The following is a 26005-nucleotide window of genomic DNA, read 5'->3' on the forward strand; positions in this document are numbered from 1 at the left end:
GATTACACTTCCAGTATTTTACAAATAACTGGAGGTTTAGTTCAGTATGGTTTTTTTTAGAGAAATACGCAAAGAAATTTCCAATTCATTTGTATTTATCACTTGACATCACACCGTAAGACTTATTGTGAACTATTAAACAAATTATTTCTTCACACTAATAAATATGACAAATTATACGAAAATATGTGTTTGTATGAATAATTTCATCCTTTTATAATTGTATAAGATTATAGTATAATTAAAGTATATTGTAAAAGCTTCGTAAAAAATGTGAATATACCTAATAATTGTCATGTTACTATAAATAACGATAAAAATAAATGTTTCTTATGGAATATCTTGTAAATTGAAGGTTTTAGGCTTTTTATTTGAAATAGAATCAGGTGATATTATGTCAGTAATTGTGGATTATTTAATTGTATTGTGGGGCTTTTTATTAATAGGTTTGATGGGAATCGGCGGATTTTTTATGTTTCGCAAGTTTCTTAAGCGATTACCAAAAGAAGATGGTAAATCGAGAATGGACTGGGAAGAATACTTCATGGAAAAAACAAGTCATATGTGGGGTAACGAGGAGAAAAAATTATTAGAAGACCTGGTATCCCCGGTTCCTGAATTATTCAGGGATATTGCACGACAAAAAATCGCAAGTAAAATCGGTGAAGTTGCATTACAGAAAAAAAGAAAAAAGATTAGCCAGGATGTACTCATAGAAGGTTATATTTTAGCCACACCAAAGCGTGATCATAAGTTTTTAAGAAAAAAAATGCAACAAAAAAATATAGATATTACACCTTACGAGTATTTATTTGATTAGAAAAACATAAATTCAGAAAAGTATTTATAAAAGTGTAATTAGTCTGCAGCACAAGCCTAAATAGCTGGTGCATATTAAAACGCGTTTATACATAAAAGTATGAACGCGTTTTTAAAATTCTATGTTCCTGAATATCCAAGCTGTTTTTCCAGCTTTTTAAATTTATAAAGCATTGCAATTCTCCATGTCACAATCATACCGAAAGCAAGTAAAAAGAACATTCCACTAGTCTCACCAAAGGATATTGTAGCGCCAATTGCAAGTTTCATGATTATCCGGACAAGCAATAGTCCGAATAATATAAATATAAATGATTTAGACGGTATTAGATAAATAGCTTGATTCTTAATTTCAAATTTTGATGATTTAATAAGAAAAACTGAAAAAATAACTCCTACAGAGAATGCTTCGACAACCTGCGCCCACTTAACCTGAAATTCAGGAAAGATAAACATCAATGCGCCAGTACTCATGAATAGTGGTGGTAAAATAATTTTTTTAACAGAAGCTGGCTGTTTGGATGCCTTTAACCGTATAAAAATCATCGCAACAGCCATAAAACATGCAACAACTGTACTTGCTATTAACCAAAACATGAAGAATCACTCTTTCTTATTGTTTGGGAAACTATAAAATTTAAGTGCTGTGGATAACTGAACATCCGAATCAGCCACGTCCAGCTCCAGCGCCTAGCGCCTAGTGGACTTCCCTCCCCGTGTCTACGAAAAGTCAACATCGAATCGCTTACGCTCTTCGTGTATCCTTTATCTCACACGGGTCAGTCCAGTCCATACGGCGCTGAACAGGCGCTTGCGCTTTTGATCTTAACTAACTTATCTGTTCGTATTTATGCAGAACCCGATTTATTGTATCCAATACCCGATTTTCATCAAACGGCTTAACAATAAAGTCTTTAGCGCCAATTTCAATCGCTTCAACTACTACCTTTTGTTGCCCCAATGCGGAACAAACGACAATCTTGGCTTCCGGATCGTATTCCATTATTTCCTTAATAGCATCTATGCCATTCATAACTGGCATTGTAATATCCATAGTAACTAAATCTGGTTTCATTTCTTTATAAAGCTTAATAGCCTCTTTACCATTTTCTGCCCCACCGATAACTTCATGTTTATCCTGCTTTACAATTGTCTCCAAAGTCACTCGCATAAAGTTCGCATCATCAACTAAAAGTATTCTTGCCATTTGATTATTACCCCCAATAATCGTTATCGATCATTCGCTATTGATAAAATGATCGTAATCGTTACACCTAATACAGTTACATATACTCCGATGTCAAATAGCATTGCAGTGGCAAGCTCTATTTTACCAAAAATAGGAAAGTGAAAGTAGCCATATGTATGTGATAAAAATGACTCATTGAAAATGAAAGATCCTACACCTGTTCCAACAGCAAGCAATAAACCGCTTGGAATTAACATACGGTAATTTACAGGGAGGATTTTCTCTAACGCCTCTGACCCATAAGACATATACATAAGTACTATTGCTGACGCAGTCATTAGTCCACCAACAAATCCACCACCAGGTGCATTATGACCAACGAGAAGTAAATATATAGAAAATCCCAAAAGGATGAAAACTATTAATGATGTCGTAGTACGCAAGATGAGATCATTTGGTCTGTACATATATGTAAATACCCCTTTACTTGTATATAAAGAATAGCGGTGGATTCTATTCTTTAATTTCCTAATAGTTTATCTAACTAAAGTTTAATACATAAGATTGTAAAAATCTACTTTCTTTGCCTAAAAACCTTGAAAACCAAACCATCCAGCTAAAAATGCTGTTAGTTTTGTCATCCAGTTAAAGAATAGGGCGATACCCATAAATATCATAATATACCCGCCAACTTTAACTATTTTTACACTATGACGCTTAATCCATCCCAATTTTCCAATAAAAAACGAAAGAATTAAAAATGGTAATGAAAACCCAAGTATATAACTTATCATCATGACCATACCGAGGTCAGGCTGAGTTGCAGCAAGTGAAATTACGATTGCTAAAATTGGCCCCATACAAGGGGTCCACCCCAGCGAAAAGGCCATACCAATTATAAACGACCCAAAAAATCCAGCCGGACGGTTCTTAAAGGTTATTTTTCTGTCCTTCATCAGGAATTGGAAATTAAATATTCCAACAATGACGAGCCCGAAAAATATAATTAAAATAGCTCCAATTTGCCTTATTATAACTTTGTATGTTGTTAAAAATTCTGATACAAATGAGGCAGAAAATCCAAGTATTATAAAAATACTGGAAAAACCAAGTAAAAAAAAGATTGTATGTAATAAACTTTTTCGATTAAGCATTTTGTTATCTTCTTTTATCTCATTTACACTCATACCTGTTATATAAGACAGAAAGGCTGGGTACAAAGGTAATACACAGGGGGAGATAAAAGATAAAAATCCAGCCCCAAACGCTAGGAATATATTTATTTCAGACATGATAATCCTCCTAATTAGAGTACTGTATATATTTTAACAGAACTTTCTCTAATCAAAAGCAGTTGAATATGACAATAATCCAACAAAACCCCTGTTAATACCTAGTAACAGGGGTTTTTGCATTACATTGAAATAACCATGAGCGTTATTTATTATTGTTTTGATTATTCATTGAACGCATCATTTGATTAATTTTTTTCTGTGATGGTTTCTGTCCCATTTGCATCATTAACGTACGTAGCATTTGTTCATTAATTGGTGGGTTCTTCTTTAAATAATTCATCATATATTTTCTTGCAATAAAAAATCCAAGAGCAACACCTGCAATTAATGCTCCAATACCTATCAGTATAACCCAGATCAAGTCCATTCTAGCTTTCCTCCTTCGTGTTGTCTCTCATACAGTATAATAAATCAAAGATAAGAATACAATACTTGTCCTTTCTCGTTCTTCTTTCTTTGTGTAACTGGAGAAATCCAACCATAATTGTTTAAATCATTTCCCACTATAAATAAGTATGGCTGAAATAACCGTAATGCAGGGAATAATAATTCTTCAGCATCATGTATCATTTCACTTCGAAAGTTTATCTTTTTTTTCTGTATATGTAAAGAAATATATTGTATATCGTTGTAAATATTAAGTCGGTCACCTTCTGCTCTCATCCAACTACTATTTGGGTGGTTATTTGTGATATGAGAGATTAAAGATGATTTTGGAAAGTCCATTGTAATATACTCATATTGACATTTTAGATCTTCTCTATTTTTATTTTTTTGGTATTCCTTAATAAAACGATATAAGACTTCACTGTTATGAAAAAAGTGATGCGCAAATTCTTCTTTTATCCAGTAAATAGAGTAATGATTCAACAAAATCCCTCCTCATTTACCTTCAATTATACGCATTTTAATTTAAAATTTTGTCATACCGCGTTGCAAACAAGCACTAGTTTTGTCGATAAGATTAGAAAACTTGGCATTCGCCAAGCCTTTGGCGAATCGCCTTAGTTCCACTTATGCATGTATTTATACTTTCTTAACCGCTAAACTAAGATGACCCTAACAGTAAGGGCCATCTTATAATGTCAAGCTTATTTTAATAGTGATTCTACATGGTCAACAACGTTATCAACAGTAAAGCCATATTCTTCAATAACTTTATCACCTTTTGCAGATGCACCAAATCCATCAATTCCTAATATGGAGCCTTGGTCACCAACATATCTTTCCCAACCAAATGGTGATGCCATTTCTATTGCTAATCGTTTTTTAACATTAGGTGGAAGTACATCATTCTTATAGGATTCACTTTGTGCATTAAAACGATCCCATGATGGCATACTCACAACATTGACATCAATTCCTTTTTCTTTAAGTGCGTCTTTTGCTTTAACAGCCAGTTGCACTTCTGAACCTGTTGCGAGTAATAGCGCATCAGGTGTTTCCTTTTCTGATTTGCTTACAACATACGCACCTTTTTTCACACCTTCATAGGCATGCTCTTTTGTGGCTTCTAATGTAGGTAAGCCTTGTCTTGTCAATACAAGTGCCGTTGGTTTATCTTTTGATTCCAGTGACAAACGCCATGCAGCTTGAACTTCATTTCCATCAGCGGGACGAATTAGTGATAACCCTGGCATTGCTCTTAATGATGGTAGCTGTTCAATTGGTTCGTGTGTTGGGCCGTCTTCACCAACTGCAATTGAATCATGTGTGAACACATATGTCACAGGTACATTCATTATTGAAGAAAGACGAATTGCCGGGCGCATATAATCACTAAACACAAAGAATGTCCCAACATAAGCTTTCAGCCCTCCATGTAACGCCATCCCGTTCACTGCAGCTGCCATGGCAAATTCACGTACGCCAAACCAAACATTTTTTCCAGCATAGTCTTTACGGGAGAAATCATTTTCTTCTTTAATTGTCGTTTTGTTAGAACCTGCTAAGTCAGCACTTCCACCAAAGAAATATGGAACTGCATCGGCGACTGCATTAAGTACTTCACCAGAAGAAGCGCGTGTTGCACTTGAATCTTTTCCTGCCTCATAGCTAGGAAGATTCTTGTCCCAGTCTTTAGGTAAGTCACCATTCATTGCCAGTTCTAACTCACTTGCAAGCTCTGGATACTTTTCTTTATATGTTTCAAAGAGCTTGTTCCACTTATCTTCAGCATTCTCGCCATCATTTCCAATTTTGTCTTTGAAGTCAGCATAAACTTCATCAGGAACCTGGAAATCATCATGTGACCATTTATAATACTCTTTTGTCAGTTTAACTTCATCTTCACCAAGTGGTGCGCCATGGGAAGCTGCAGAAGCTGATTTATTTGGCGAACCATAACCGATAACAGTTTTCACCTCAATTAAGGTAGGCTGTTCGGTATTTTGTTTAGCTTCATTAATCGCATTTCGAATAGCGGTTAAATCATTACCATCTTCTACACGCAGAACTTGCCATCCATAAGCTTTAAAACGATCTTCCGTATTATCGGAGAATGCTCGATCTAAGTCGCCATCTAATGAAATATCATTTGAATCATATAATGCAATTAGCTTTCCAAGGCCTAAGTGACCTGCTAAGGAAGCAGCTTCATGTGAAATACCTTCCATTAAATCGCCATCACTTACAAGCGCATACGTATTATGATCAATTATTGATATGTCATTCTGATTATATTTTGCTGCAAGATGTGCTTCCGCAATTGCCATTCCAACAGACATCCCAAGACCTTGTCCTAATGGTCCGGTTGTTGCTTCTACTCCGTCTGTATGATGGACTTCTGGATGTCCTGGTGTTCTTGAATCCCATTGACGGAAAGACTTCAGATCATCTATTGTTACATCATATCCTGATAAATGCAGCAATCCATATAATAGCATGGATCCATGCCCAGCAGACAACACAAATCGATCACGATTAAACCATTTTGAGTTATTTGGATTTTGTTTCATAAAATCAGTCCATAAGGTATAAGCCATTGGAGCGGCCCCCATCGGCAGGCCTGGATGACCGGAGTTTGCATTTTCTATTGCATCAATTGCTAGTGTACGTATCGTATTAATTGATAATTGTTCGATATCATGTGACAAAAAAATTCCCCTTTCCACTTAAAAGTTGTTAACATCCCTTTTTATTCTATAATGAAACATATCGTGTAACAAGTAATAAACTAAAATTGTTTTAGACTTAATGTTTTTTGTTCCTATCCTGTAAATCACGTACTTTATCAGGAGTAACATCATTTCCTTCCTTATCCATTACAGTCATGGATTTAAACTGATTTTTAAATGATTTTCGTACATTTTTTAAATATTCCTGTCTAAGCTCTTTTTGCTCTGTTTTTTCTTGCTCAGTTAACTTTTTTTCTTTTGATTTCTTCGCAAGTTCATTTATACGTTCCAATTTATCTTTTGATATCACCTTTAAAAACCTCCTAGAAAAACACTTAAAAAGCAAGAACAATATTTAATGTCCTTGCTTTTTTATATTACTTTACATGGATATTAGATTCAAGTTTTTTGAAACTCCTGATACCTCCGGTGTACTGTTGCTTTGGAAACCGGATGACCTAAACCATTTAATGTAGTTGTAATTTCCTTAAATGTTAAGTTATTTTGTCTCATTCGGACAACTTCTTCTATTGGAAATTCTTTTCGCTCTCTTCCAGGAGCATGGTGACGATTTGATAGGTTTTCACTTGGGTCAAATCCCCCATCTATTGCCTTTTTCATACCGCGCTTAATTTTCGTATTATGGATTTTACGTTGGTATTCTTCTACTATACCGACTATTTGCAGAACCATTGAATCTGATTCTGACAACTCAATTTCTCCACCTTGTATACCTGTATAGATGGAAATATTTAATTTTTGTAATTGATGAAACAAGGCAATTTTAGTATTACCCCGCCCTAACCTCGTTTCATCCTGTACTAACAAACATTCAGCCTTCTTTTCGGAAAAAGACTCAAGCATCTGAAAAATACCATCTCTATTTATCTCATACCCGCTCTCTTGTTCTTCAATAGAATCTACAACGGTAAGCTGATGTTTGTTCGCAAGAGCCATTAACTCTTCTTTCTGTCTATTTAAAGATGTCTCTTGTACTTTTTTGTCGGTACTTACACGACAATAGATTATTGCATTCAATTTTATACGCTCCTTATGCTATGCACTGGTTATCATGGAGAAATACAAGAAACCTAACGCCAAAGTAAAAGCAACTAAATAAAATATATCTGTTTTTGTTACTTTTTCAAACATATTAATCAGTCCTTCCTTTTTATAATAAGAACTTCTGTTCGCATCTTCCTCTATTAATCATTATATACGAACATACGATCTTGTCAACAGTTTTTCGAACGAATGTTTGCTTTTTCCAAAAATAGGTGATAAACTATCATTAATAAATCCTATGCGCGAGGTGTATGATAGATGAATAAACTTTCTAAAAGGCAAGAAACAATACTTGATTATATTAAAGAAGAAGTGAATGGCAAAGGTTATCCGCCATCAGTTCGAGAGATTGCAGAAGCAGTCGGACTTGCTTCAAGTTCAACTGTCCATGGGCATTTGGCAAGGCTTGAAAGTAAAGGTTTTATTAGAAGAGACCCTACTAAGCCTAGAGCTATTGAGGTTTTAGATCTATCTGAAGAAAGTCAAATTCCTAGAGAAGAAGCAAGATATGCACCAGTTATTGGTAAAGTTACTGCCGGGATACCAATTACCGCAGTAGAAAACATTGAAGAATTCGTTCCATTACCTAGTTCCAGTGCCGGACCTGATGATAACCTTTTTGTTCTCATTATTGAGGGTGAAAGTATGATAGAAGCTGGCATTTTAGATGGGGATATGGTAATTGTTAAACAGCAAAATACTGCACAAAACGGAGAAATTGTTGTAGCAATGACTGATGAAGACGAGGCAACTGTAAAGCGATTTTTTAAAGAAAAAAATCAAATACGTTTGCAGCCGGAGAATGCCACAATGAATCCTCTCATCTATCAAAATGTAACAATTCTAGGTAAGGTAATCGGCTTATACCGTAATATTCAATAAGAAAAAGGCTTCCGTCATTAAAATGACGAAAGCCTTTTTTATATAGCCTTTAATATGTTGATAGATATTGTTCTCTTTCCCAAGGGTGAACAGTCGTACGGAACATGTCCCATTCGATTTCTTTTGCTTCTATAAAGTGTTCGTATAAGTGTTCGCCTAATGCATCGGTAACTACTTTATCTTTTTGAAGTTCTTCTAACGCATCCATAAGTGTTGCAGGTAAATCTTTTATACCGTTTTTCTCGCGTTCTTCTTTATCCATCATATAAATATTACGGTCTACAGAAGTAGGTGGTGTTAATTTCTTGCTGACGCCTTCTAATCCAGACGCAAGTAATACGGCCATGGCCATATATGGATTAGCTGCAGGATCAACACTTCTAACTTCAATTCTTGTACTCAAACCTCTCGAATATGGAATTCGAATAAGTGGGCTTCGATTTGTCCCAGACCATGCAACGTAACAAGGAGCCTCATATCCCGGCACAAGTCTCTTAAATGAATTAACAGTTGGATTTGTAACAGCTGTAAAGTTTGTAGCATGTTTAATGACACCCGCAGTAAATTGGTAAGCGACATCGCTAAGCTGCATATCTCCTGTTGTATCGAAGAAGCTATTTTCACCATCTTTAAATAAAGACATATTAACATGCATTCCAGATCCATTTACTCCGAATAATGGTTTAGGCATGAATGTTGCATGCAGATTATGTTTCCTTGCAATTGTTTTTACTGCAAGCTTAAATGTTTGAATGTCATCACAATGCTTAACTGCATCAGAGTATTTAAAATCAATTTCATGTTGTCCAGGTGCAACTTCGTGATGCGATGCCTCGATTTCAAATCCCATTTCTTCCAACTCAAGCACAATATCTCTTCGGCAATTCTCTCCAAGGTCGGTTGGTGCCAAATCGAAGTAACCACCACGGTCATTCAATTCCATTGACGGGTCACCTTTTTCATCAAGCTTGAATAAAAAGAACTCTGGCTCTGTTCCAATATTAAATGCATCAAAACCTAAATCTTCCATTTTCTTAAGGTTTCGTTTTAGATTATACCTCGGGCAACCTTCAAATGGCGTACCATCCGGATTATAAATATCGCAAATAAAACGAGCTACCTTCCCTTTATCAGAAGTCCATGGAAATACCACAAATGTATTTAAATCAGGATATAAGTACATATCTGATTCTTCAATACGAACAAATCCTTCAATAGAAGAACCGTCAAACATCATCTTATTATCTAAGGCTTTGTCCAACTGACTAAGTGGAATCTCAACATTTTTGATTGTTCCAAGCATGTCTGTAAATTGCAAGCGGACAAACCGGACATTTTCCTCCTCTATTTTCTTCATAATTTGTTCTTTGGTAAAATCTGAACTCATCTAACTGCCTCCTAGTATATTTTTATATATATTTAGTGAAAAAATCGAGAAAGCTCTCCTTGACGCATGCTCGACTTTCCCATTCTCCCTGCATCCATTAACTCATTCTTCAGCATTGTACGTAATTGACGATCTGATATCTGAGGTTTAGCTTTTTCATTATTTTGTGTATTTTCTTCTGTTATGATGTGCTTAATACCAGCTAAATTAATTCCTCTGTCCATCAGATTTTTTATTTCTAATAATCGATCAACATCATTAAAAGAAAATAAACGTTGGTTGCCGGTAGATCTCTCAGGATGAATTAAATTATGTTCTTCATAATATCGAATCTGTCTTGCTGTCAATTCAGTTAATTTTTTAACAATACTTATTGAAAATAAAGGCATTGAACGTCTATCTTGATCGTCCATTATAATACCTCCTTTTAATCATCTAAAATAATAATAGCATATGTAATGTTTATTGTCAAATTAATGTTAACTTACTTAACATGGTTTTCTACATTTGTTTTTCAATTGTTACCAAACCACTATCCATTAACTTTTCCACTGCGGCTACTAAAGCCAATTTTACATGCGAATAAGTTAATCCACCTTGAACAAATGCTGTATATGGTTCCCTGATTGGTCCATCAGCTGTTAGCTCGAGACTCGCTCCTTGCACAAATGTACCAGCTGCCATAATCACCTTATCCTGATAACCAGGAATTTCACTCGGGTAAGGTGTTACAAATGAATTGATTGGTGAACTGTGTTGAATCGCCTGGCAAAAGGCGATCATATTTTCCTGATTACCAAATGTAACAGACTGTATTAAGTCTGTGCGTTCAGCTTTGTAATGAGGGCTTGTCTTAAATCCGACTAACTCTATAAATCTTGCAGTCAGAATTGCTCCTTTCAATGCTTCCCCAACAATGTGAGGTGCCAGGAATAATCCTTGAAACATTTCCTGCAGCATATTAAGCGTTGCCCCAGTTTCCTTTCCAAGACCTGGGGCAGTTAAACGGTGAGCACACTGAAGTACGAGGTCTTTTTTTCCTGCTATGTATCCTCCAGCTCGTACTATTCCACCTCCCGGATTTTTAATTAGCGAACCAGCAATAATATCTGCACCTACATGTAATGGTTCTTTCTCTTCTACAAACTCTCCATAACAATTGTCTACAAAAACAATTAAGTCTTTATTTATACCTTTTATAAAGGTAACCATTTCCTCTATTTCATCAATTGTGAATGACGGTCTATCATCATATCCTTTTGATCGTTGTATACCAATTACTTTTGTTTGCTGGGAAATCTTTTGTTTTATTCCATTATAATTAACTTTTCCATCTTCTAATAAATCTAATTCACTGTATATGATGTTGAAATCAGTTAATGACCCTGTATTTGTTTCATGGACTCCAATTACGGACTCTAACGTATCATATGGCTTGCCAGTAACATACAGTAGTTCATCATCAGGTCTCAATAAACCGAATAATGCTGTTGATATTGCATGGGTTCCTGAAACAATCTGTGGTCTGACAAGCGCATCTTCACCACCAAACACATCCGAATATACAGCTTCTAACGTTTCTCTTCCTAAGTCATCATAGCCGTATCCAGTAGTTGGGTTAAAATGACTATCACTAACTCGGTTCTTCTGAAAAGAATCCAGTACCCGCTTCTGATTGGTTTCTGCTATAGCCACAACATTCTTATGTTGTGCAGCGCAATCCGCTTCTGCCTGTTTCATTAATTGTTTGGTCATTAGTACATTATTACTCCTTTAATAAACTTTGTAGTGGGTGTTCTTGTCGCATGTATCCTTTTACCACATACTTATCCTGTTCTTCTTCATAGAAACGGTCACTTATTATTGTCTCATGTTCCAACCGGTTCAGCATCTTCCCCTGGTCAGGTGTTAAATCAGTTTTATACCAATCCCATTCATCTCTTAGAATTTTTTCAATTTTTAGTTGAAGCTTTAGAATATCATTTTGATCAAACGCACTAACAAGGATATTAGGGTGATTCATTGCAATGAAATCAGTATCAATCCTATCGCATTTATTGTAAACGGTCAGCATCGGTATAGTATGTGCATTCAATTCACGCAGTAAATTACTTACCGTATGCTGATGCTGTTCAAGATCTGAGTTCGAAGCGTCTACTACATGTAAAATAAAATCCGCTTCTGTTACTTCTTCCAACGTTGATTTAAAAGAAGCTACCAGTGATGTTGGCAGATCCTGAATAAAACCAACAGTATCTGTTACAAGCGTCTGAAACCCTGACGGCAGCTGAATCCTTCTTGTCAATGGGTCAAGTGTTGCAAATAACTGATTCTCTTCATGTGAGCTGCTTTTTGTTAACCGGTTAAATAATGTGGATTTCCCGGCGTTGGTATAACCAACGATGGCAATTTGAAATGCATCATTTGTTTTTCTGCGTTTACGATATTGTTCACGCTGCTGCACAACTAATTTTAACCGTCTTTTAATATCGAATATTCGTCGTCTGATATGGCGCTGGTCTGTTTCCAGTTTCGTTTCACCTGGTCCACGTGTTCCAATACCAGCCCCCAAACGAGACATTGCCTCCCCTTGACCATGCAATCTTGGCAACATATACTCAAGCTGTGCTAGTTCAACTTGCAGTTTACCTTCCTTTGTATGTGCACGTTGCGCAAATATATCCAATATTAGCTGACTGCGATCAATCACCCTTACACCAAATCGATCACTTAAATTACGCAATTGCCCAGCAGATAACTCATCGTTTGATACAACAAGATTTATTTCATTTTCATCAACTGCTTCATTTATTTCTTCCATTTTTCCTTCACCAATATAATATGCAGGATGAATCTTCTGACGGTTTTGTGTCATTACTTTTTGTACAGTACCACCAGCCGTTTTACATAACGCGTTTAGTTCTTCCAAAGAAGATTTAAAACGATCATCATTTTGCTCCTGCATCTTAACAGCAATTATTAATATTTGTTCAGACATTATAAATACCTCTTCCTCTATCCGGCCGTCATTTTTTGTGGTTTCTTATTTTTATCTTAGCAAAGAACCTTTCACATCACAATTGACATGTCATTCTTCATCTAGTGAGAGATCAGTTCCTGTTAGCTGAATTAAATCGTTAACGGTGAAATTTTCATTGTTTAATAATCGAACAGCATGAAGCCTAATTGATTGTTCAATAACATTACGAACATATCTTGCATTAGAGAAATTACGATGGGTTTCCTGCTTCTTTTTATATAGATGGGTTCGCAGTTTCCATTCTGCCTCATTTGTAAGTTCATATTCACGGTCATGAACCATCTGCTTTGCGATTTTTGTTAATTGATTCACTTCATAATCCTGGAAATTCAATATAAATGGAAATCTTGACTTTAGACCAGGGTTAAGGGTCAGGAAACGATCCATTTCATATGGGTATCCTGCTAAAATCAGTACAAAGTCGTTATGATTATCCTCCATATGTTTCACCAATGTATCAATTGCTTCTTTTCCAAAGTCCTTTTCCCCTCCACGTGCCAGTGAATAAGCTTCATCAACGAACAAAATGCCACCCATAGCCTTTTGAATAATGGCACGTGTTTTCTGAGCAGTTTGACCAATATATTCACCAACCAGGTCTGCACGTTCGGCTTCTATAAAATGCCCCTTTGAAAGGAGGCCCATCTCAAAATACATCTTGGCAAGTTTCCTGGCTACAGTTGTTTTACCTGTTCCGGGATTACCTTTAAATAGCATATGAAGCACCTGTTTCGAACAAGTGAGACCCATTTCTTTTCGTTTTTCATTTATTACAATAGTGGCGTATATTTCTTTTATAGTCTTCTTTAATTTCTCCATTCCTATGAATGATGAAAATTCTGAATCAATATGTGAAAATGGACTTTCCTCTGCATCAGCAAATCGGCTGGTATTTTCAAATGATGCATTATTTTTATCATGCAGGACAATATTAATCTGCCCATTTTTCTTTTGAAGTTTTTGCGTTTCCACATCATCACCCCTTAGTCACGTTAGTATACGCGGCATATAAAAAAGATGTGACAAACGCCTAGAAGCTCAACAATATTAAAAACGGACCCCTGTTAAAATAAGAGCGTCCGTTACATTTATTATTCTTTTTCAAGTTCTACATTTTTCACTGGTGCAAAGGTAGATATTGCATGTTTAAAGATTAGTTGTTGTTTTCCGTCTGTCTCAAGCAGGACCGTAAAATTATCAAAGGCTTTTAATATCCCTCTTAATTGAAATCCATTTGTTAAAAAAACCGTTGTTGAAATATGATCCTTTCTAAGCTGATTTAAATATTGATCCTGAATGTTTACTGACTGCGCCATCGCACATCCTCCTCTATTCTATATCTGTATATAAATACTTCTATATTCTTCTTAACATTCCTGCTAAATCATCTAAAATTTTTCTAAATGTTTCATCAATTGTTTCTGGAGTTATTGAATACCAGTGTACATCCAGCTTATTTTTAAACCATGTGTATTGACGTTTAGCAAATCTTCTGGAGTTTTTCTTCAATGTTTCCGTAGCTTGTATTAACGATTGTTCCCCTTTAAAGTAGGGAATAAACTCTTTATAACCAATTCCTCTCATAGATTGGCAATTTTCCAATCCTTGTTTATAAAGCATTTCAACCTCATCTAATAGGCCATGTTTAAGCATGTCGTCAACTCGGGCATTTATTCGTTGATATAAAAGTTTCCGGTCCATCTCCAAACCTATAAAGATGGGATTATATGGTGACTCCCTTTTCTGTTGTTCTTGATATGCTGTCATAGTCAATCCGGTTGTTTGATAGATTTCCAGCGCACGAATAACTCTTCGATGATTGTTTGGGTGAATTTTTGCAGCTTGATTAGGATCGATTTCTTTTAATCGGTTATGTAATGATAAGCCACCGTTATTATTAAGATCTTCTTCCAGTCTCTTTGTCACTTCGTCGTCTCGTTTTTGATTTGAAAAGTTGTAATCATATAATGCTGCTTGAATATATAATCCGCTTCCACCAGCTATTATCGGCAACCTTTGATGTGAACTGATTTCGTCTATATATTGTTGGACAAGCACCTGATAATCAGCAACCGAGAATGAGTCATAAGGACGTTTAGTATCAATCATATAATGAGGAATGCCCTGTTTTTCTTCCTCAGTAATTTTTGCTGTACCGATATCCAAACCCTCGTATACCTGCATAGAGTCACCACTTATAATCTCTCCATTGAACGCTTTGGCAACTTCTACGCTAAGTCTAGTTTTTCCAACAGCAGTTGGTCCAATAATCGCAATAACTGGTTTTTTCATTATCATTCCCCTATATTTCTTTATTCATACGCAAGATATGCATGTAACATCCAAATATGCTTTTCTAATTTTCCTTGTAATGTCACAAGCAAATCCACTGTTGGCTCATCTTTTTGATCGGAAGCTTCAGGAATACCTTCAGCCTTTATTTCATTAATAATCTGTTTATAGTCACTAATTAGCTGTCTTATAATCTCGTCTTCTTTATCATCGGCAGTTGCTTCCTCAAGTGTTGATTCTTTTATGTATTTAACCATTGTTGCCAGGGGTTTGCCATCGATCATTAACACTCGCTCAGCTATTTCATCCAAGTCGCTTGCCGTGGTTTTATACATCTCTTCAAAAACTTCGTGCAACTGGTAAAAGTGTTTTCCCTGAACGAACCAGTGATAACGATGGAGCTTCACATACATGACAAAGTAATTAGACAACAATTGATTTAAAAAGTTTATTAGCTTCTGATTTTCCATAACACACCTCGCTGTTTTTCCTATAGTTTTTACGAGGTGTGCTTCTTTTATTCAATTCCTTACATCACTCGTTTGAACATTTTTTCCAATTCATAGGAAGAATAATGAACAATGATTGGCCGACCATGCGGACATGTAAATGGATCAGTTGACTTACGTAAATCTTCCAGTAATCGAAACATGTCTTCCTGGTTTAGATAATGATTGGCCTTAATTGAGCGTTTGCACGACATTAAAATAGCTGCATCTTCTCTTATTTTCTCAACATTTATCCGTTCATCATCCATAACCTGATCAATCATCTCCCGGATTATCTCTTCTTCAAAACCTTCAGGAAACCATGTTGGGTATGATCGAATAATGTAGGATTGATTTCCAAATGACTCGAAAAATAGACCTACTTTTTCAAGTTCACTTTTATAATGATCAATAAAGATAGACTCTTGTTTGGAGAAGTCAAATGTTAAAGGCATTAATAACTCCTGAGACTCATTAACTGTTTTACCAAGCTTCGTTTTAAAAAACTCATATTTTATACGTTCTTGTGCAGCGTGCTGATCAATCATATATAGTCCATTTTCATTTTGAGCCAGAATATAAGTACCATGGAGTTGACCAATTGGATACATTGTAGGGACGCGCGGCTGTTCTTCTTTGAACACTGCTGGCTCTACATCAGCAGGAATTTCATTAGTGATATCGTGCTCTTGTTGAAAACCATTATTAGTCGAATTTGATTGCTCCATAACTGGTACTTGTTCATTTACTTGGGGCCTTGGTTCCCATTGTTGCTCTTCCTTCTGGGGTTCATTAAATTGCAATGTGTTTTGAACAGATTTTTCTTGTTTTTCCTGTTTTTGTCCAATTTCAGGTTCAGGAATTAAAGATGTTTCCCGAAATTTTGCTCTGATTGTTTCTTCAATGGCAGCAAACAATTCCTTATCTTTACTAAAACGAACCTCCAGTTTAGTTGGATGTACGTTCACATCAACTAAAATTGGGTCCATTGTTATCGATAGGACGACTACTGGCATACGGCCAATAGGTAAGAGTGTATGATATCCTCTGATAATCGCTTGTGATAATGGAATACTTTTTATATACCGTCCATTAATAATGGTAGAAATATAATTGCGCGAAGCTCTGGTCACCTCAGGTTTCGCTATATATCCTTCAATTGAAAAATCAAGGGTATCACGCTGAATTGGCAGCATTTTTTTAGCGACGCTCATCCCATAAACATTTCCAGCTACCTGAAGCAGGTCCCCTGATCCAGTTGTCTTAAAGAGAGATTTTCCGTTATGGACGGCTTCAAAACGAATTCCCGGGTGTGACAGTGCTAACCTGTTTAATAAGTCTGTAATATGCCCAAGCTCCGTATGAATTGTTTTCATATATTTTAATCGGGCAGGGGTATTAAAAAATAAATCTTCCACAATAATTTCTGTGCCTTTACGTGCATCACTTTTCGCCCTGTTAATTATGGAACCGCCTTCCATCTGAAGCAATGTAGCGGCATTATCTCCCTGAGATGTCTTTACTGTTAACCTGCTGACTGCTGCGATACTTGCTAAGGCTTCCCCACGAAATCCAAGTGTTTTGACATGAAATAAATCTGTTTCACTTTTTATCTTACTTGTCGCATGACGCAAGAATGCTTTCTCGCAATCATCCTGAGACATACCATCACCATTATCGGTAATTTTAATTTTTTGTAAACCAGCTTCTTCTACCTCAACCTTTATCGAAGTACTATTAGCATCTATACTATTTTCAATTAATTCTTTTACAACAGACGCAGGGCGTTCCACTACTTCCCCTGCAGCTATTTTATTTGCTAAAGCATCTGGCATTTGAAAGATATTCATGAGAACACTCCCTTCTATCCTACTTTTTTACATGTTTTTGCAAACGGTATAATTCGTTCATTGCTTCCATCGGTGTCATTTCAAATAAATTAAGATTGTTTAAGTCATCAATTACTGATTTGCTTTCTTTGTTGTAGTGTTTATTTTCTTTAGGTATTTTTTCCTCAATAAAAAAGGATAGTTGATCATTAGCAGCTAGATTGGATTCCTCATGCTTGTCATCATCGTTCTCCAGTTGATTTAAAATGGAATCTGCTCGATCAATAAGTGGTTTAGGAAGATTTGCTAATTTCGCAACATGTATACCATAGCTTTGGTCAGCCGCTCCTTCTTTTATCTGGTGAAGGAAAACGACATTTCCTTCATATTCCTCCGCACGAACATGAATGTTTTTCAATTTATCTAAGGTATTTTCAAGTGCTGTTAATTCATGATAATGCGTTGAAAATAATGTTTTGGCATGAATATTATTGTGGATATATTCAACAATCGATTGTGCTAGTGCCATCCCATCATATGTGCTTGTACCCCGGCCAATTTCATCAAGCAGAATCAAACTGTTTGCTGTTGCATTAGCAATGGCATGATTGGCTTCCAACATTTCAACCATAAATGTACTTTGACCTGAAACTAGATCATCTGCTGCACCAATTCGCGTAAAGATCTGATCAAACAGAATTAAATCCGCATCTTCACATGGAACAAAACAGCCAATTTGCCCCATAATGACTGTTAATGCCAATTGACGCATATACGTGCTTTTACCAGACATATTTGGTCCAGTTATTAGAAGAACATCAGTGTTTTGATCCAGCAAAACATTATTTGGAACAAACGAATCACCCTTCATTACCTGTTCTATTACTGGGTGACGCCCATTCTTAATAGATAACGTGTCATCAACAAATCTAGGGCGCTTATAATTATTCTCTTCACTTACCGTTGCAAATGCCTGAAGTACATCAATTTTGCTGACTATATCAGCCAAATGCTGTATTTCAGGTATATGCTCTTTTATTTGTTCGCGGATTTCAATGAATAAGTTGTACTCTAAATCAACGCTTTTCTCTTCTGCTTCTAAAATAAGTTCTTCTTTTTCCTTTAATTCCGGTGTTATATAACGTTCAGCATTCGATAGTGTCTGCTTACGCTCGTATTTACCTTCGGGCAATAAATGTAAATTTGCCTTAGTCACTTCGATATAATAACCAAACACACGATTATATCCAATTTTAAGAGACTTGATGTTTGTTTCTCTCTTTTCCTTCTGTTCCAGTTCAGCAATCCATTGTTTGCCATTACGTGAAGCTTCCCTATAAGCGTCCAGCTTTTCATTATACCCATCTTTAATAATCGATCCTTCTTTGATCGATATTGGCGGATCTTCTATCAAACTGGTATCTAATATGGTTAAGATTTCTTCTGGAAATGTAAGTTTACTACTTAATTCTATTATATTTTTTTGATCGAATTGTTTTAGTATGGCGCTAACTGAAGGTAGCTTTTCTAATGATTGTTTTAATTGGATGAGATCACGTGCATTTATGTTCCCAAATGCTACTCGACCAGCAAGACGTTCCAAATCATAGACTGATTTTAATACATCTCGTAAAGAATCGCGCTCCATAAACCCCTGGTAGAAGCCATCAACAATATCATGACGTTTTTCAATTTCATTCTTATTTAATAAAGGGCGTTCCAGCCACTTTTTAAGCATTCTGGAGCCCATTGCGGTTACGGTTTTATCAAGCACCCACAATAGGCTGCCGTGTTTACCTTTTTTAATAATTGTCTCTGTTAACTCCAGGTTTCGTTTGGAGTACATATCCAACGCTAAATGGTGATCCAATTCAATAATCCTGGCAGGCTGTAAATGATCAAGTGAACGCTTTTGTGTGTATTGAATGTAATTAAGCAGTCGGCTGAATGCCTTAACAAGCCGCTCATCGTTCAGGTTATCACATAAACTGCGGTATTCTGCATTAAAATTTATTTCATCCTGACAGGACAGTGTTACGTTTAATTTATTGCTTAATTGATCCTGTAATTCATCTGGCAGACTCGAAGGAATTACAATTTCTTTTATTGGCTGATTGAACAACTCATGAATAACTGCGTCCCATCCACTTGTAATAAGTGCAATATTGTTTTCACCAATTGACAGATCATTATATACAATCACATAAGAACCATCAGAGAAGTGTGAAAGACTGGCAATATAGTTGTTATCTCGTTCATTAAGCATATTACTTTCCATCACGGTTCCTGGAGTAATAAGCTGAACCACTTCTCTCTTTACAACCCCCTTGGCTGCCTTTGGATCTTCAACTTGTTCGCAAATAGCTACTTTATAACCTTTTTCAATTAAATTTTTTATGTAATTAGCAGCTGAATGATAAGGTACGCCACACATCGGAATTGGATCATCTTGTCCTGCCCCGCGTTTTGTAAGGGTGATTTCCAATTCCCTGGCAGCATTTATTGCATCATCAAAGAACATTTCATAAAAATCGCCTAGTCGAAAAAATAAAAATGCATCTTGATGTTCTGCCTTTATTTTTAAGTATTGTTCCATCATTGGTGTATGTTTAGCCATAAGTTAATCCTCCAAAAATATACCGAATATAATGTTCAATTATAGCATAATTTGTAGACATAAAGCGACTTCCCCATTTCATAAGAATGGCTGTTTTCTAAATGGATGCTGGGTTTAAATGGAGCGTAACACGAACTGAGGATAACCTATTCCTAGTCACGAAGTTTTTTTCAGGAGCGGTATATTGCGTCACAGCTTATAGTAACTACGTGCCTTTGTTGTTTAAGAACTTTTTAACGGAATGAGGTTTGGCGGATCCTCATTCCGCTATCTGCTTAAAAACTCTTGTTTTTAGCTTCGGTTCGGATCCTCATTCTTTAAGGGGACAATCGGAAGTTTTGCGCGAAAGAAGGCACAATAAGCGGATAAAATCTGCCCATTGTGCCTTCTTTTAATACTTTGTAACAGCTAACCGCAAAATTTTTGATTGCCCTAGAAGAATGAAGTCGCGGGATTGGAGAGTCACCCTTGGGTATTCAATCTTCTATTTCTCACTAAAAACAATTTCTAATCTATGGCTTCACTATAATACAGTATTCGCGCATCGATGAAATCAGTATTTTTGGATATACCTCCCCCCTCCCCACTGAAGAGGCTTTAAAAAAATATGAAGTTTCCTTTTATTACGAGGAATCTTCTTCGTCGCGTATAAGATGTGCTTTTTTACAACCAGGGCATAATGTCACATCTTTTTCTAGCAGTAACGATAAGATTTCCGTGTTGCTGAGTCCTTCGAATCGAGGCTTGTAAATTGAACTTTTCGTAAGCCTTCGGCATATGACAAGTTTTGTTTTTCTATTCCGATTAGCCAGTAACCCATAGTGCCTAATCTTCACAAATCCTCTTGGAAGAACATGCATTAAAAATCGCCGAATAAACTCAGTAATAGGTAAGGTTACCGTCTTTTTTTGATTGTTATTTTTATAATCCTTTACACCAATCGTTACAGTATCCTCCGTCACGGAAAGAATTCGCTGATTTGAGATAGCTATACGGTGGGTGTAACGACCGAGGTACTTCATTACGGCTACAGGTCCTTCAAAAGTTTTTTTCGTGTAACTATACCAATCAAGGTTGTAACATTCATCTATTAATTTCTGAAACTCGTTCGGTTCTTTATATTTTTTTAGGTCATTATAAAATTTAAGTTCATTATCTCGATAATATTGCTTTAAATAATATAAATACTTTCCCCGAAATTTCTTGGATAGAACTTTTACGGGAATAAAGAATTTTTGACTTGTGCTCTTCCATTGATTTTGTTTCGTAAGTCCTCCGGCTAACACAACCGTATGAATATGTGGGTGGTAATGCAAATTTTGCCCCCATGTGTGTAGGACGGAGAAAAAGCCAATCTGTGCACCTAAGTATTTTTTATCTGCGGAAAGCTCCATTAACGTCTCCGCAACTGTTTTGTACATTAAATCGTAAAGTAATTTTTGGTTATGATAAATGACCCCGTGTAATTGTTTCGGCATCGTGAATACAGTGTGGAAATAAGGGGCATTCAAAATATCCTTTTTCCGTTGATCGACCCAGACTTCCTTATTTATTCCCTGGCAAGTAGGGCAGTGACGATTTCGACAAGAGCGATGTCTCATGACCGTAAGCTCACAGTCTTCACATTTGTAAGATTGTCCACCTAATTCTTCGGTTCTACATTGTATGATTTGATTGGCAGCCTTTGCCTGTTGAGCTGATGGATTATACATATCCATAAAATCAAGATATCTGTCATGAAATATTTGTTGTATCGTGCTCATTCTCTATGATCCCCCTGGGGATCTAGTGGACTTCTCACTCCCATTAAGCTTTTAGAGGTCATGTGTAAGTACGATAATGTGGTCTGTAGACGCTTATGTCCAAGCATTTGTTGTATGAATACAGGGTCAACTCCATCTTCTAAAGAGTGAGTGGAAAAACAATGTCTTAATGTATGAGCAGAAATATGCGTATCCAATCCAATTTTATTTCTTAACTTTATGACCGTTTTTTTAATTGATCTCACATGTATATGATTTTCTTTGTTTGCTCCTGGAAAGAGCCAGTCATCCCGAGTATAAACCACATTCGAAAAATAGACCTTAAAGTATTCTCGTAGTACTTGAAGTGCAGTAGTTGATAATATGGTATAACGATTTGTATTGTGTTTGGCATTATCTACTCGAACACGCATGGTATTACTGCAAATGTCTCCAATTTTTAATTTGGCTACTTCACCAACACGCAAGCCACTGCCATACAATAATAGTAGGATAGCTTTATGTTTCAAGTTATCCGTTCCATTTAGAAGTACCAAAACTTCCTCTTTCGAGGGGATGGCAGGGAATTTATAGATTCTTTTCATCCTGGGTATTTTTTGTGGATTCCATTCTTTCTCCAGTACATACGTCCAAAAAAACTTAATAGCTGAAATATAATTATTAATCGTTCCTGGGGAAAGGCCACGCTCATTTTTAAGATATAGAATAAAGTGTTGGATATCCTCTACATTTAGATTATCTATAGTTTTATTTTGTTTATCTATAAATACAAGAAATATCTTCATTGAATTACCATAGGATACCTTTGTGGACTCTGGCAATCCCTTTAGTTCAAAATACAAATTGATTTTACGTGTATATTGCTCCATAATAGTTCCCTCCAATAATTGATTACGTTTCAAACGTCTAAACCAAAAATTATGTAAGGGTGGAGCTCGGGTTGCCTTATAAATTTGGGGATGTATTATACTTGAATTCCGTGTTATAATTTTCATAGAAAAAGTATGCCTTTCTATTTGGTTTGTTTTGTTTAGCGATTAAACAATACCATAAAATAGAGCATACTTTTTCTTTTTTTGTGTATTATTGGTGAATTTTTTAGGTTTTTAGCCATCGCAAAGCGATTTCGTTCTTCCGCTATTTGTCATTTTTACCTCAATTTTGGCTGATCTTCTGCTATTAGCGGAACGAGGATCCGTCTCACCCTCCCGAGAGCACCTTTTCTGCTATTTAGCGGAATGAGGATTCATTACTCAGATCCTTATCATTCCGAGTGGTAATACTTCATCCTAATAATCCTGGTAAATCCCTATAAAACCTTTTAAAAACAAAAACAGCTCATATTTGAAATAAGTTATCCTTTCTTAACTGCAAAAAAAAAACTTACGAGAGAATTAACCCTCGTAAGTTTTTTAGTCCTTCGCTTTATCGTTCACAAAATCCGGACTTACATCACTTAACTCGTCGTCTGTTATATCAAATCCCCAATCGTCATCATCATAATCATCATTGAAACCTTTAGGATTTACCCTTACTTTAACCTTTGTTTCACCGATAATTTGGACAACAAATTCTCGCTCTATTTCCACAACTATTTTATTCCCTTGGTTAGCAATCTGGCACTCCAGACAATTAGGCTGTTGAATTACTTTGGCAACGACATCATAATCATCGGTCAGACAATGATCATCCTTAACAGATAGTGGAATATAATCACAATACGTTACACGTTCTGTTACCACCTCAGTTTTCGTATTATCATTGTACGAATACCAGATATTAATATCGTAACTGCCATTTACCTCTACAGTATCTTCTGATTTTTTCTTGGCATTATATAGATGGTTAATTACCCAGCAGCCAAGAATGCTTGATGGTCTATGTGACGGTGAGATATTGTGAGTAGCCTGCGTGAACTTTCTGCCCTTACCACAAACAGCTTTCGTAATGATTTCTCTGAATTCTTGATCAAGAAAAGTCATAATTTCGTTTACCTCCTCTTTTTTCATAGTCATTTTATGCAAGACAAATACCTATAGTGCATAGCTATTCTATAAAAGGACATAAAGATTGAGATATCTTTTTTGAAAAAGCATTTAAATGCTTTTGCCATAAGGAAAGCCAGGCAAGAAAAATTTCCTGCCTGGCATTAAATTAATGGCTGCATGCTGAGCCGTTATTTGACTTTGAACCGGTTTCTCCTGATAAAAGGTCACCGCCGGTTGATGATATTACATCATTTGTTACCTCTCGCGCAATTGTCCCAGAAACCAATTGCAAGATGTCATTAACTACAATTTGCGTTTCTTTGAATTCCTGTACCACTGGAATATCATCAATCTCAGCTTGCAAACGGTCAATTTCAGCTTCTACCTTTTTCAATGCTTCTGTCTTTTCATAAGCCTGAAAATTAACGGCCTGCTTCTGTAATGTTTTAATTTTAGTTATTAATTTTTGTACTTTCTTATTATCATTAATTTTCGCCTCAACTTGTTTAAAGCGATCAATTTCTTCTGTGCCAGCTAGCATCTGTGCCAAGCCTTTTGCCTCATCAAGTACTTGTTTTCGTGTATATTCAGCCATATTAATTCACCTCAACTGTATTTTCTACCATTACACCATTTAATGACCATGTTTTGGATTCGGTAATTTCGACTTCAACAATTTTGCCAATTGCTGACTTAGGACCTTTAAAGTTTACCAGTTTATTTCTTTCTGTATACCCAGCAAGAACATCTGGGTTTTTCTTACTTTCACCATCAACAAGAACTTTAACTATCTTATTATCATAGGTTTTCATTGATTCTGCTGATTGTTTATTGACAAGATCATTTAAACGGTATAACCGTTGTTTTTTCACTTCTTCTGGTACATCATCTGTTTTTCTGGCTGCTGGCGTACCATCACGAGGTGAATAAATAAATGTATATGCTGCTTCAAAACCAACTTCTTCTACCAATGTCATTGTTTCTTCAAATTGTTCTTCTGTTTCATTTGGAAAGCCAACAATGATATCAGTAGTGAGAGTTGCGTTAGGCATAGCTTCACGTATTTTACGAACTAATTCCAAATAGTCTTCACGCGTATACTTTCGGTTCATTTTCTTTAGAATTTCACTACTGCCTGATTGAACAGGAAGATGGATATGGTCAAGCAAGTTTCCGCCCTGAGATAACACTTCAATTAAGCGATCATCAAAATCTCTAGGATGTGATGTTGTAAAACGTACACGTGGTATATCGATTTTATGAATATCATCCATCAAATCACCAAGTCCATATGATAATCCCTCTAAATCTTTTCCATATGCATTAACATTTTGCCCAAGCAGGGTAACTTCTTTATAACCCTGTGCTGTCAGATGTCTAACTTCCTGTATTATATCTTCCGGTCTGCGGCTACGTTCCTTACCGCGCGTCATTGGAACAATGCAGTAGGTACAGAATTTGTCACAGCCATACATAATGTTAACCCATGCTTTTATATTACCTTTTCGTGCTTTTGGAAGATTTTCAATAATGTCTCCCTCTTTGGACCACACTTCTACAATCTTTTCTTTTCCAAACATAGCCTCTTTTACTAAGTTTGGTAGTCGATGAATATTATGTGTCCCGAAGATCAGATCAATTTGCGGATGCTTTTTCAAAATCCGATTTACAACAGACTCTTCCTGTGACATACACCCACATACGCCAAGGATTAAGTCTGGATTTTCTAATTTAAGGGGTTTTAAGTGACCAATTTCTCCAAACACTTTGTTCTCAGCATTTTCGCGAATTGCACAGGTGTTTAATAAGATAATGTCCGCTTCTTTTGTGTCTGAAGTAGACTCATAACCCATTTCGGTAAGAATACCTGCCATCACCTCTGTATCATGCTCATTCATCTGACATCCATATGTACGAATCATGAACTTTTTGCCCTCGCCAATTTTCTCCATACCTTCAGGAACTTCAAAGTCATAATGAACTTTCACATCATCACGGCCACGTTTACGTGCCTTATTTAAATTTGGTGGCTCATATGTCGTTTCAAAGTACTTTGAAATAATGTCGTCACTGGAAGTGTTTTTTAACCGTGTCATATTATCCGATTCGGATTTTATGTCCGTTGGATTTTCCGGTTGCTTTATTTGAGACTGATCCTTTCGTTGCTGCTCATTCATTAACGAAACTCCTTTCTTATATATAAAACGCTTTTAATGACATAGATGTACATTATTA

At 36.0% G+C, this 26005-nt stretch carries 26 protein-coding genes; 2 read left to right on the forward strand and 24 right to left on the reverse strand.

Annotated elements, in window-relative coordinates; translation table 11 throughout:
- The first annotated feature begins 394 nt into the window (after positions 1–394).
- The gene (locus tag ACE1TG_RS05420; RefSeq protein WP_375051595.1) at positions 395–820 is read left to right on the forward strand and encodes a DUF2621 family protein; all 426 of its coding nucleotides are present in this window, start codon (positions 395–397) and stop codon (positions 818–820) included.
- A gap of 119 nt (positions 821–939) precedes the next feature.
- Here ACE1TG_RS05420 and ACE1TG_RS05425 read toward each other — a convergent pair whose 3' ends face one another.
- From ACE1TG_RS05425 to ACE1TG_RS05465, 9 genes are all read right to left on the reverse strand, one after another.
- Positions 940–1416: a CcdC family protein gene (locus ACE1TG_RS05425; protein ID WP_375051352.1), complete on the reverse strand. Its 477-nt coding sequence runs from the start codon at positions 1414–1416 to the stop codon at positions 940–942.
- A 232-nt stretch (positions 1417–1648) separates the two neighbouring features.
- A complete protein-coding gene (locus ACE1TG_RS05430; protein ID WP_375051353.1) occupies positions 1649–2026 on the reverse strand; it encodes a response regulator in 378 nt (125 codons plus the stop codon).
- 23 nt (positions 2027–2049) lie between these two features.
- Positions 2050–2475 (reverse strand): Na(+)/H(+) antiporter subunit B, encoded by a 426-nt coding sequence (locus tag ACE1TG_RS05435; protein ID WP_375051354.1) that lies wholly within the window; start codon positions 2473–2475, stop codon positions 2050–2052.
- A 120-nt stretch (positions 2476–2595) separates the two neighbouring features.
- A complete protein-coding gene (locus ACE1TG_RS05440; RefSeq protein WP_375051355.1) occupies positions 2596–3300 on the reverse strand; it encodes a cytochrome c biogenesis CcdA family protein in 705 nt (234 codons plus the stop codon).
- Positions 3301–3445: 145 nt separating this feature from the next.
- Entirely contained in the window at positions 3446–3670 is a 225-nt protein-coding gene (locus tag ACE1TG_RS05445) for a YneF family protein (protein WP_375051356.1), read from the reverse strand.
- Between the two features lie 44 nt (positions 3671–3714).
- Positions 3715–4173 (reverse strand): sporulation inhibitor of replication protein SirA, encoded by a 459-nt coding sequence (gene sirA / locus ACE1TG_RS05450; protein ID WP_375051357.1) that lies wholly within the window; start codon positions 4171–4173, stop codon positions 3715–3717.
- Positions 4174–4394: 221 nt separating this feature from the next.
- Positions 4395–6398 (reverse strand): transketolase, encoded by a 2004-nt coding sequence (gene tkt, locus ACE1TG_RS05455; protein ID WP_375051358.1) that lies wholly within the window; start codon positions 6396–6398, stop codon positions 4395–4397.
- Positions 6399–6495: 97 nt separating this feature from the next.
- On the reverse strand, positions 6496–6729 hold the full coding sequence (locus ACE1TG_RS05460; protein ID WP_375051359.1) for a DUF896 domain-containing protein: 234 nt from the start codon (positions 6727–6729) through the stop codon (positions 6496–6498).
- 89 nt (positions 6730–6818) lie between these two features.
- Positions 6819–7457: a YneB family resolvase-like protein gene (locus ACE1TG_RS05465; RefSeq protein WP_375051360.1), complete on the reverse strand. Its 639-nt coding sequence runs from the start codon at positions 7455–7457 to the stop codon at positions 6819–6821.
- Between the two features lie 285 nt (positions 7458–7742).
- Here ACE1TG_RS05465 and lexA point away from each other — a divergent pair, with 285 nt between their 5' ends.
- Complete coding sequence (gene lexA, locus ACE1TG_RS05470; RefSeq protein ID WP_375051361.1) at positions 7743–8366, forward strand: transcriptional repressor LexA; 624 nt, start codon at positions 7743–7745, stop codon at positions 8364–8366.
- Positions 8367–8415: 49 nt separating this feature from the next.
- On the opposite strand, the gene glnA is transcribed toward lexA, so the two are convergent.
- The 15 genes from glnA to miaB all read right to left on the reverse strand — a co-directional run bounded on the left by glnA (position 8416) and on the right by miaB (position 25947).
- On the reverse strand, positions 8416–9753 hold the full coding sequence (gene glnA / locus ACE1TG_RS05475; protein WP_375051362.1) for a type I glutamate--ammonia ligase: 1338 nt from the start codon (positions 9751–9753) through the stop codon (positions 8416–8418).
- A gap of 32 nt (positions 9754–9785) precedes the next feature.
- Positions 9786–10166, reverse strand: coding sequence for a MerR family transcriptional regulator (locus ACE1TG_RS05480; protein ID WP_375051363.1), 381 nt, complete (start codon positions 10164–10166; stop codon positions 9786–9788).
- A gap of 88 nt (positions 10167–10254) precedes the next feature.
- On the reverse strand, positions 10255–11508 hold the full coding sequence (locus ACE1TG_RS05485) for a methionine gamma-lyase family protein (protein WP_375051364.1): 1254 nt from the start codon (positions 11506–11508) through the stop codon (positions 10255–10257).
- Positions 11509–11518: 10 nt separating this feature from the next.
- Positions 11519–12751, reverse strand: a complete 1233-nt coding sequence (gene hflX, locus ACE1TG_RS05490) for a GTPase HflX (protein WP_375051365.1) — start codon at positions 12749–12751, stop codon at positions 11519–11521.
- Between the two features lie 90 nt (positions 12752–12841).
- Positions 12842–13765, reverse strand: a complete 924-nt coding sequence (gene spoVK / locus ACE1TG_RS05495; RefSeq protein ID WP_375051366.1) for a stage V sporulation protein K — start codon at positions 13763–13765, stop codon at positions 12842–12844.
- 119 nt (positions 13766–13884) lie between these two features.
- Positions 13885–14109, reverse strand: coding sequence for an RNA chaperone Hfq (hfq, locus tag ACE1TG_RS05500; protein WP_092492868.1), 225 nt, complete (start codon positions 14107–14109; stop codon positions 13885–13887).
- A gap of 40 nt (positions 14110–14149) precedes the next feature.
- Positions 14150–15085 (reverse strand): tRNA (adenosine(37)-N6)-dimethylallyltransferase MiaA, encoded by a 936-nt coding sequence (gene miaA / locus ACE1TG_RS05505; protein WP_375051367.1) that lies wholly within the window; start codon positions 15083–15085, stop codon positions 14150–14152.
- Positions 15086–15105: 20 nt separating this feature from the next.
- Positions 15106–15555, reverse strand: a complete 450-nt coding sequence (locus ACE1TG_RS05510) for a Dps family protein (protein WP_375051368.1) — start codon at positions 15553–15555, stop codon at positions 15106–15108.
- Between the two features lie 59 nt (positions 15556–15614).
- Positions 15615–17423, reverse strand: a complete 1809-nt coding sequence (gene mutL / locus ACE1TG_RS05515; protein WP_375051369.1) for a DNA mismatch repair endonuclease MutL — start codon at positions 17421–17423, stop codon at positions 15615–15617.
- A 19-nt stretch (positions 17424–17442) separates the two neighbouring features.
- Positions 17443–20019: a DNA mismatch repair protein MutS gene (mutS, locus tag ACE1TG_RS05520; RefSeq protein WP_375051370.1), complete on the reverse strand. Its 2577-nt coding sequence runs from the start codon at positions 20017–20019 to the stop codon at positions 17443–17445.
- Positions 20020–20642: 623 nt separating this feature from the next.
- Positions 20643–21782, reverse strand: coding sequence for an IS91 family transposase (locus ACE1TG_RS05525; protein ID WP_375051371.1), 1140 nt, complete (start codon positions 21780–21782; stop codon positions 20643–20645).
- Positions 21779–22651, reverse strand: coding sequence for a tyrosine-type recombinase/integrase (locus ACE1TG_RS05530; RefSeq protein WP_375051372.1), 873 nt, complete (start codon positions 22649–22651; stop codon positions 21779–21781). The genes ACE1TG_RS05525 and ACE1TG_RS05530 overlap by 4 nt, the downstream gene beginning before the upstream one ends.
- A 543-nt stretch (positions 22652–23194) precedes the next feature.
- Positions 23195–23764, reverse strand: coding sequence for an outer spore coat protein CotE (gene cotE, locus ACE1TG_RS05535; RefSeq protein WP_375051596.1), 570 nt, complete (start codon positions 23762–23764; stop codon positions 23195–23197).
- A gap of 172 nt (positions 23765–23936) precedes the next feature.
- A complete protein-coding gene (locus ACE1TG_RS05540; RefSeq protein ID WP_375051373.1) occupies positions 23937–24365 on the reverse strand; it encodes a YlbF/YmcA family competence regulator in 429 nt (142 codons plus the stop codon).
- A gap of 1 nt (position 24366) precedes the next feature.
- Entirely contained in the window at positions 24367–25947 is a 1581-nt protein-coding gene (gene miaB, locus ACE1TG_RS05545; protein ID WP_375051374.1) for a tRNA (N6-isopentenyl adenosine(37)-C2)-methylthiotransferase MiaB, read from the reverse strand.
- Between the last annotated feature and the right edge of the window lie 58 nt (positions 25948–26005).

Source organism: Virgibacillus sp. JSM 102003, assembly GCF_041949995.1.
In the GTDB taxonomy this organism is placed as follows: Bacteria; Bacillota; Bacilli; order Bacillales; family Amphibacillaceae; genus Lentibacillus.

What these genes read in the sequence shown, in the direction of transcription:
- lexA (WP_375051361.1), top strand. Translation starts at nt 7,743, where the DNA reads ATGAATAAACTTTCTAAAAGGCAAGAAACAATACTTGATTATATTAAA.
- ACE1TG_RS05435 (WP_375051354.1), bottom strand. Translation starts at nt 2,475, where the DNA reads ATGTACAGACCAAATGATCTCATCTTGCGTACTACGACATCATTAATA.
- ACE1TG_RS05540 (WP_375051373.1), bottom strand. Translation starts at nt 24,365, where the DNA reads ATGGCTGAATATACACGAAAACAAGTACTTGATGAGGCAAAAGGCTTG.
- ACE1TG_RS05440 (WP_375051355.1), bottom strand. Translation starts at nt 3,300, where the DNA reads ATGTCTGAAATAAATATATTCCTAGCGTTTGGGGCTGGATTTTTATCT.
- ACE1TG_RS05420 (WP_375051595.1), top strand. Translation starts at nt 395, where the DNA reads ATGTCAGTAATTGTGGATTATTTAATTGTATTGTGGGGCTTTTTATTA.
- mutL (WP_375051369.1), bottom strand. Translation starts at nt 17,423, where the DNA reads ATGAATATCTTTCAAATGCCAGATGCTTTAGCAAATAAAATAGCTGCA.
- hflX (WP_375051365.1), bottom strand. Translation starts at nt 12,751, where the DNA reads ATGTCTGAACAAATATTAATAATTGCTGTTAAGATGCAGGAGCAAAAT.
- ACE1TG_RS05525 (WP_375051371.1), bottom strand. Translation starts at nt 21,782, where the DNA reads ATGAGCACGATACAACAAATATTTCATGACAGATATCTTGATTTTATG.
- ACE1TG_RS05425 (WP_375051352.1), bottom strand. Translation starts at nt 1,416, where the DNA reads ATGTTTTGGTTAATAGCAAGTACAGTTGTTGCATGTTTTATGGCTGTT.
- ACE1TG_RS05485 (WP_375051364.1), bottom strand. Translation starts at nt 11,508, where the DNA reads ATGACCAAACAATTAATGAAACAGGCAGAAGCGGATTGCGCTGCACAA.
- cotE (WP_375051596.1), bottom strand. Translation starts at nt 23,764, where the DNA reads ATGACTTTTCTTGATCAAGAATTCAGAGAAATCATTACGAAAGCTGTT.
- ACE1TG_RS05530 (WP_375051372.1), bottom strand. Translation starts at nt 22,651, where the DNA reads ATGGAGCAATATACACGTAAAATCAATTTGTATTTTGAACTAAAGGGA.
- ACE1TG_RS05445 (WP_375051356.1), bottom strand. Translation starts at nt 3,670, where the DNA reads ATGGACTTGATCTGGGTTATACTGATAGGTATTGGAGCATTAATTGCA.
- ACE1TG_RS05510 (WP_375051368.1), bottom strand. Translation starts at nt 15,555, where the DNA reads ATGGAAAATCAGAAGCTAATAAACTTTTTAAATCAATTGTTGTCTAAT.
- mutS (WP_375051370.1), bottom strand. Translation starts at nt 20,019, where the DNA reads ATGGCTAAACATACACCAATGATGGAACAATACTTAAAAATAAAGGCA.
- ACE1TG_RS05480 (WP_375051363.1), bottom strand. Translation starts at nt 10,166, where the DNA reads ATGGACGATCAAGATAGACGTTCAATGCCTTTATTTTCAATAAGTATT.
- miaA (WP_375051367.1), bottom strand. Translation starts at nt 15,085, where the DNA reads ATGAAAAAACCAGTTATTGCGATTATTGGACCAACTGCTGTTGGAAAA.
- hfq (WP_092492868.1), bottom strand. Translation starts at nt 14,109, where the DNA reads ATGGCGCAGTCAGTAAACATTCAGGATCAATATTTAAATCAGCTTAGA.
- ACE1TG_RS05430 (WP_375051353.1), bottom strand. Translation starts at nt 2,026, where the DNA reads ATGGCAAGAATACTTTTAGTTGATGATGCGAACTTTATGCGAGTGACT.
- miaB (WP_375051374.1), bottom strand. Translation starts at nt 25,947, where the DNA reads ATGAATGAGCAGCAACGAAAGGATCAGTCTCAAATAAAGCAACCGGAA.
- glnA (WP_375051362.1), bottom strand. Translation starts at nt 9,753, where the DNA reads ATGAGTTCAGATTTTACCAAAGAACAAATTATGAAGAAAATAGAGGAG.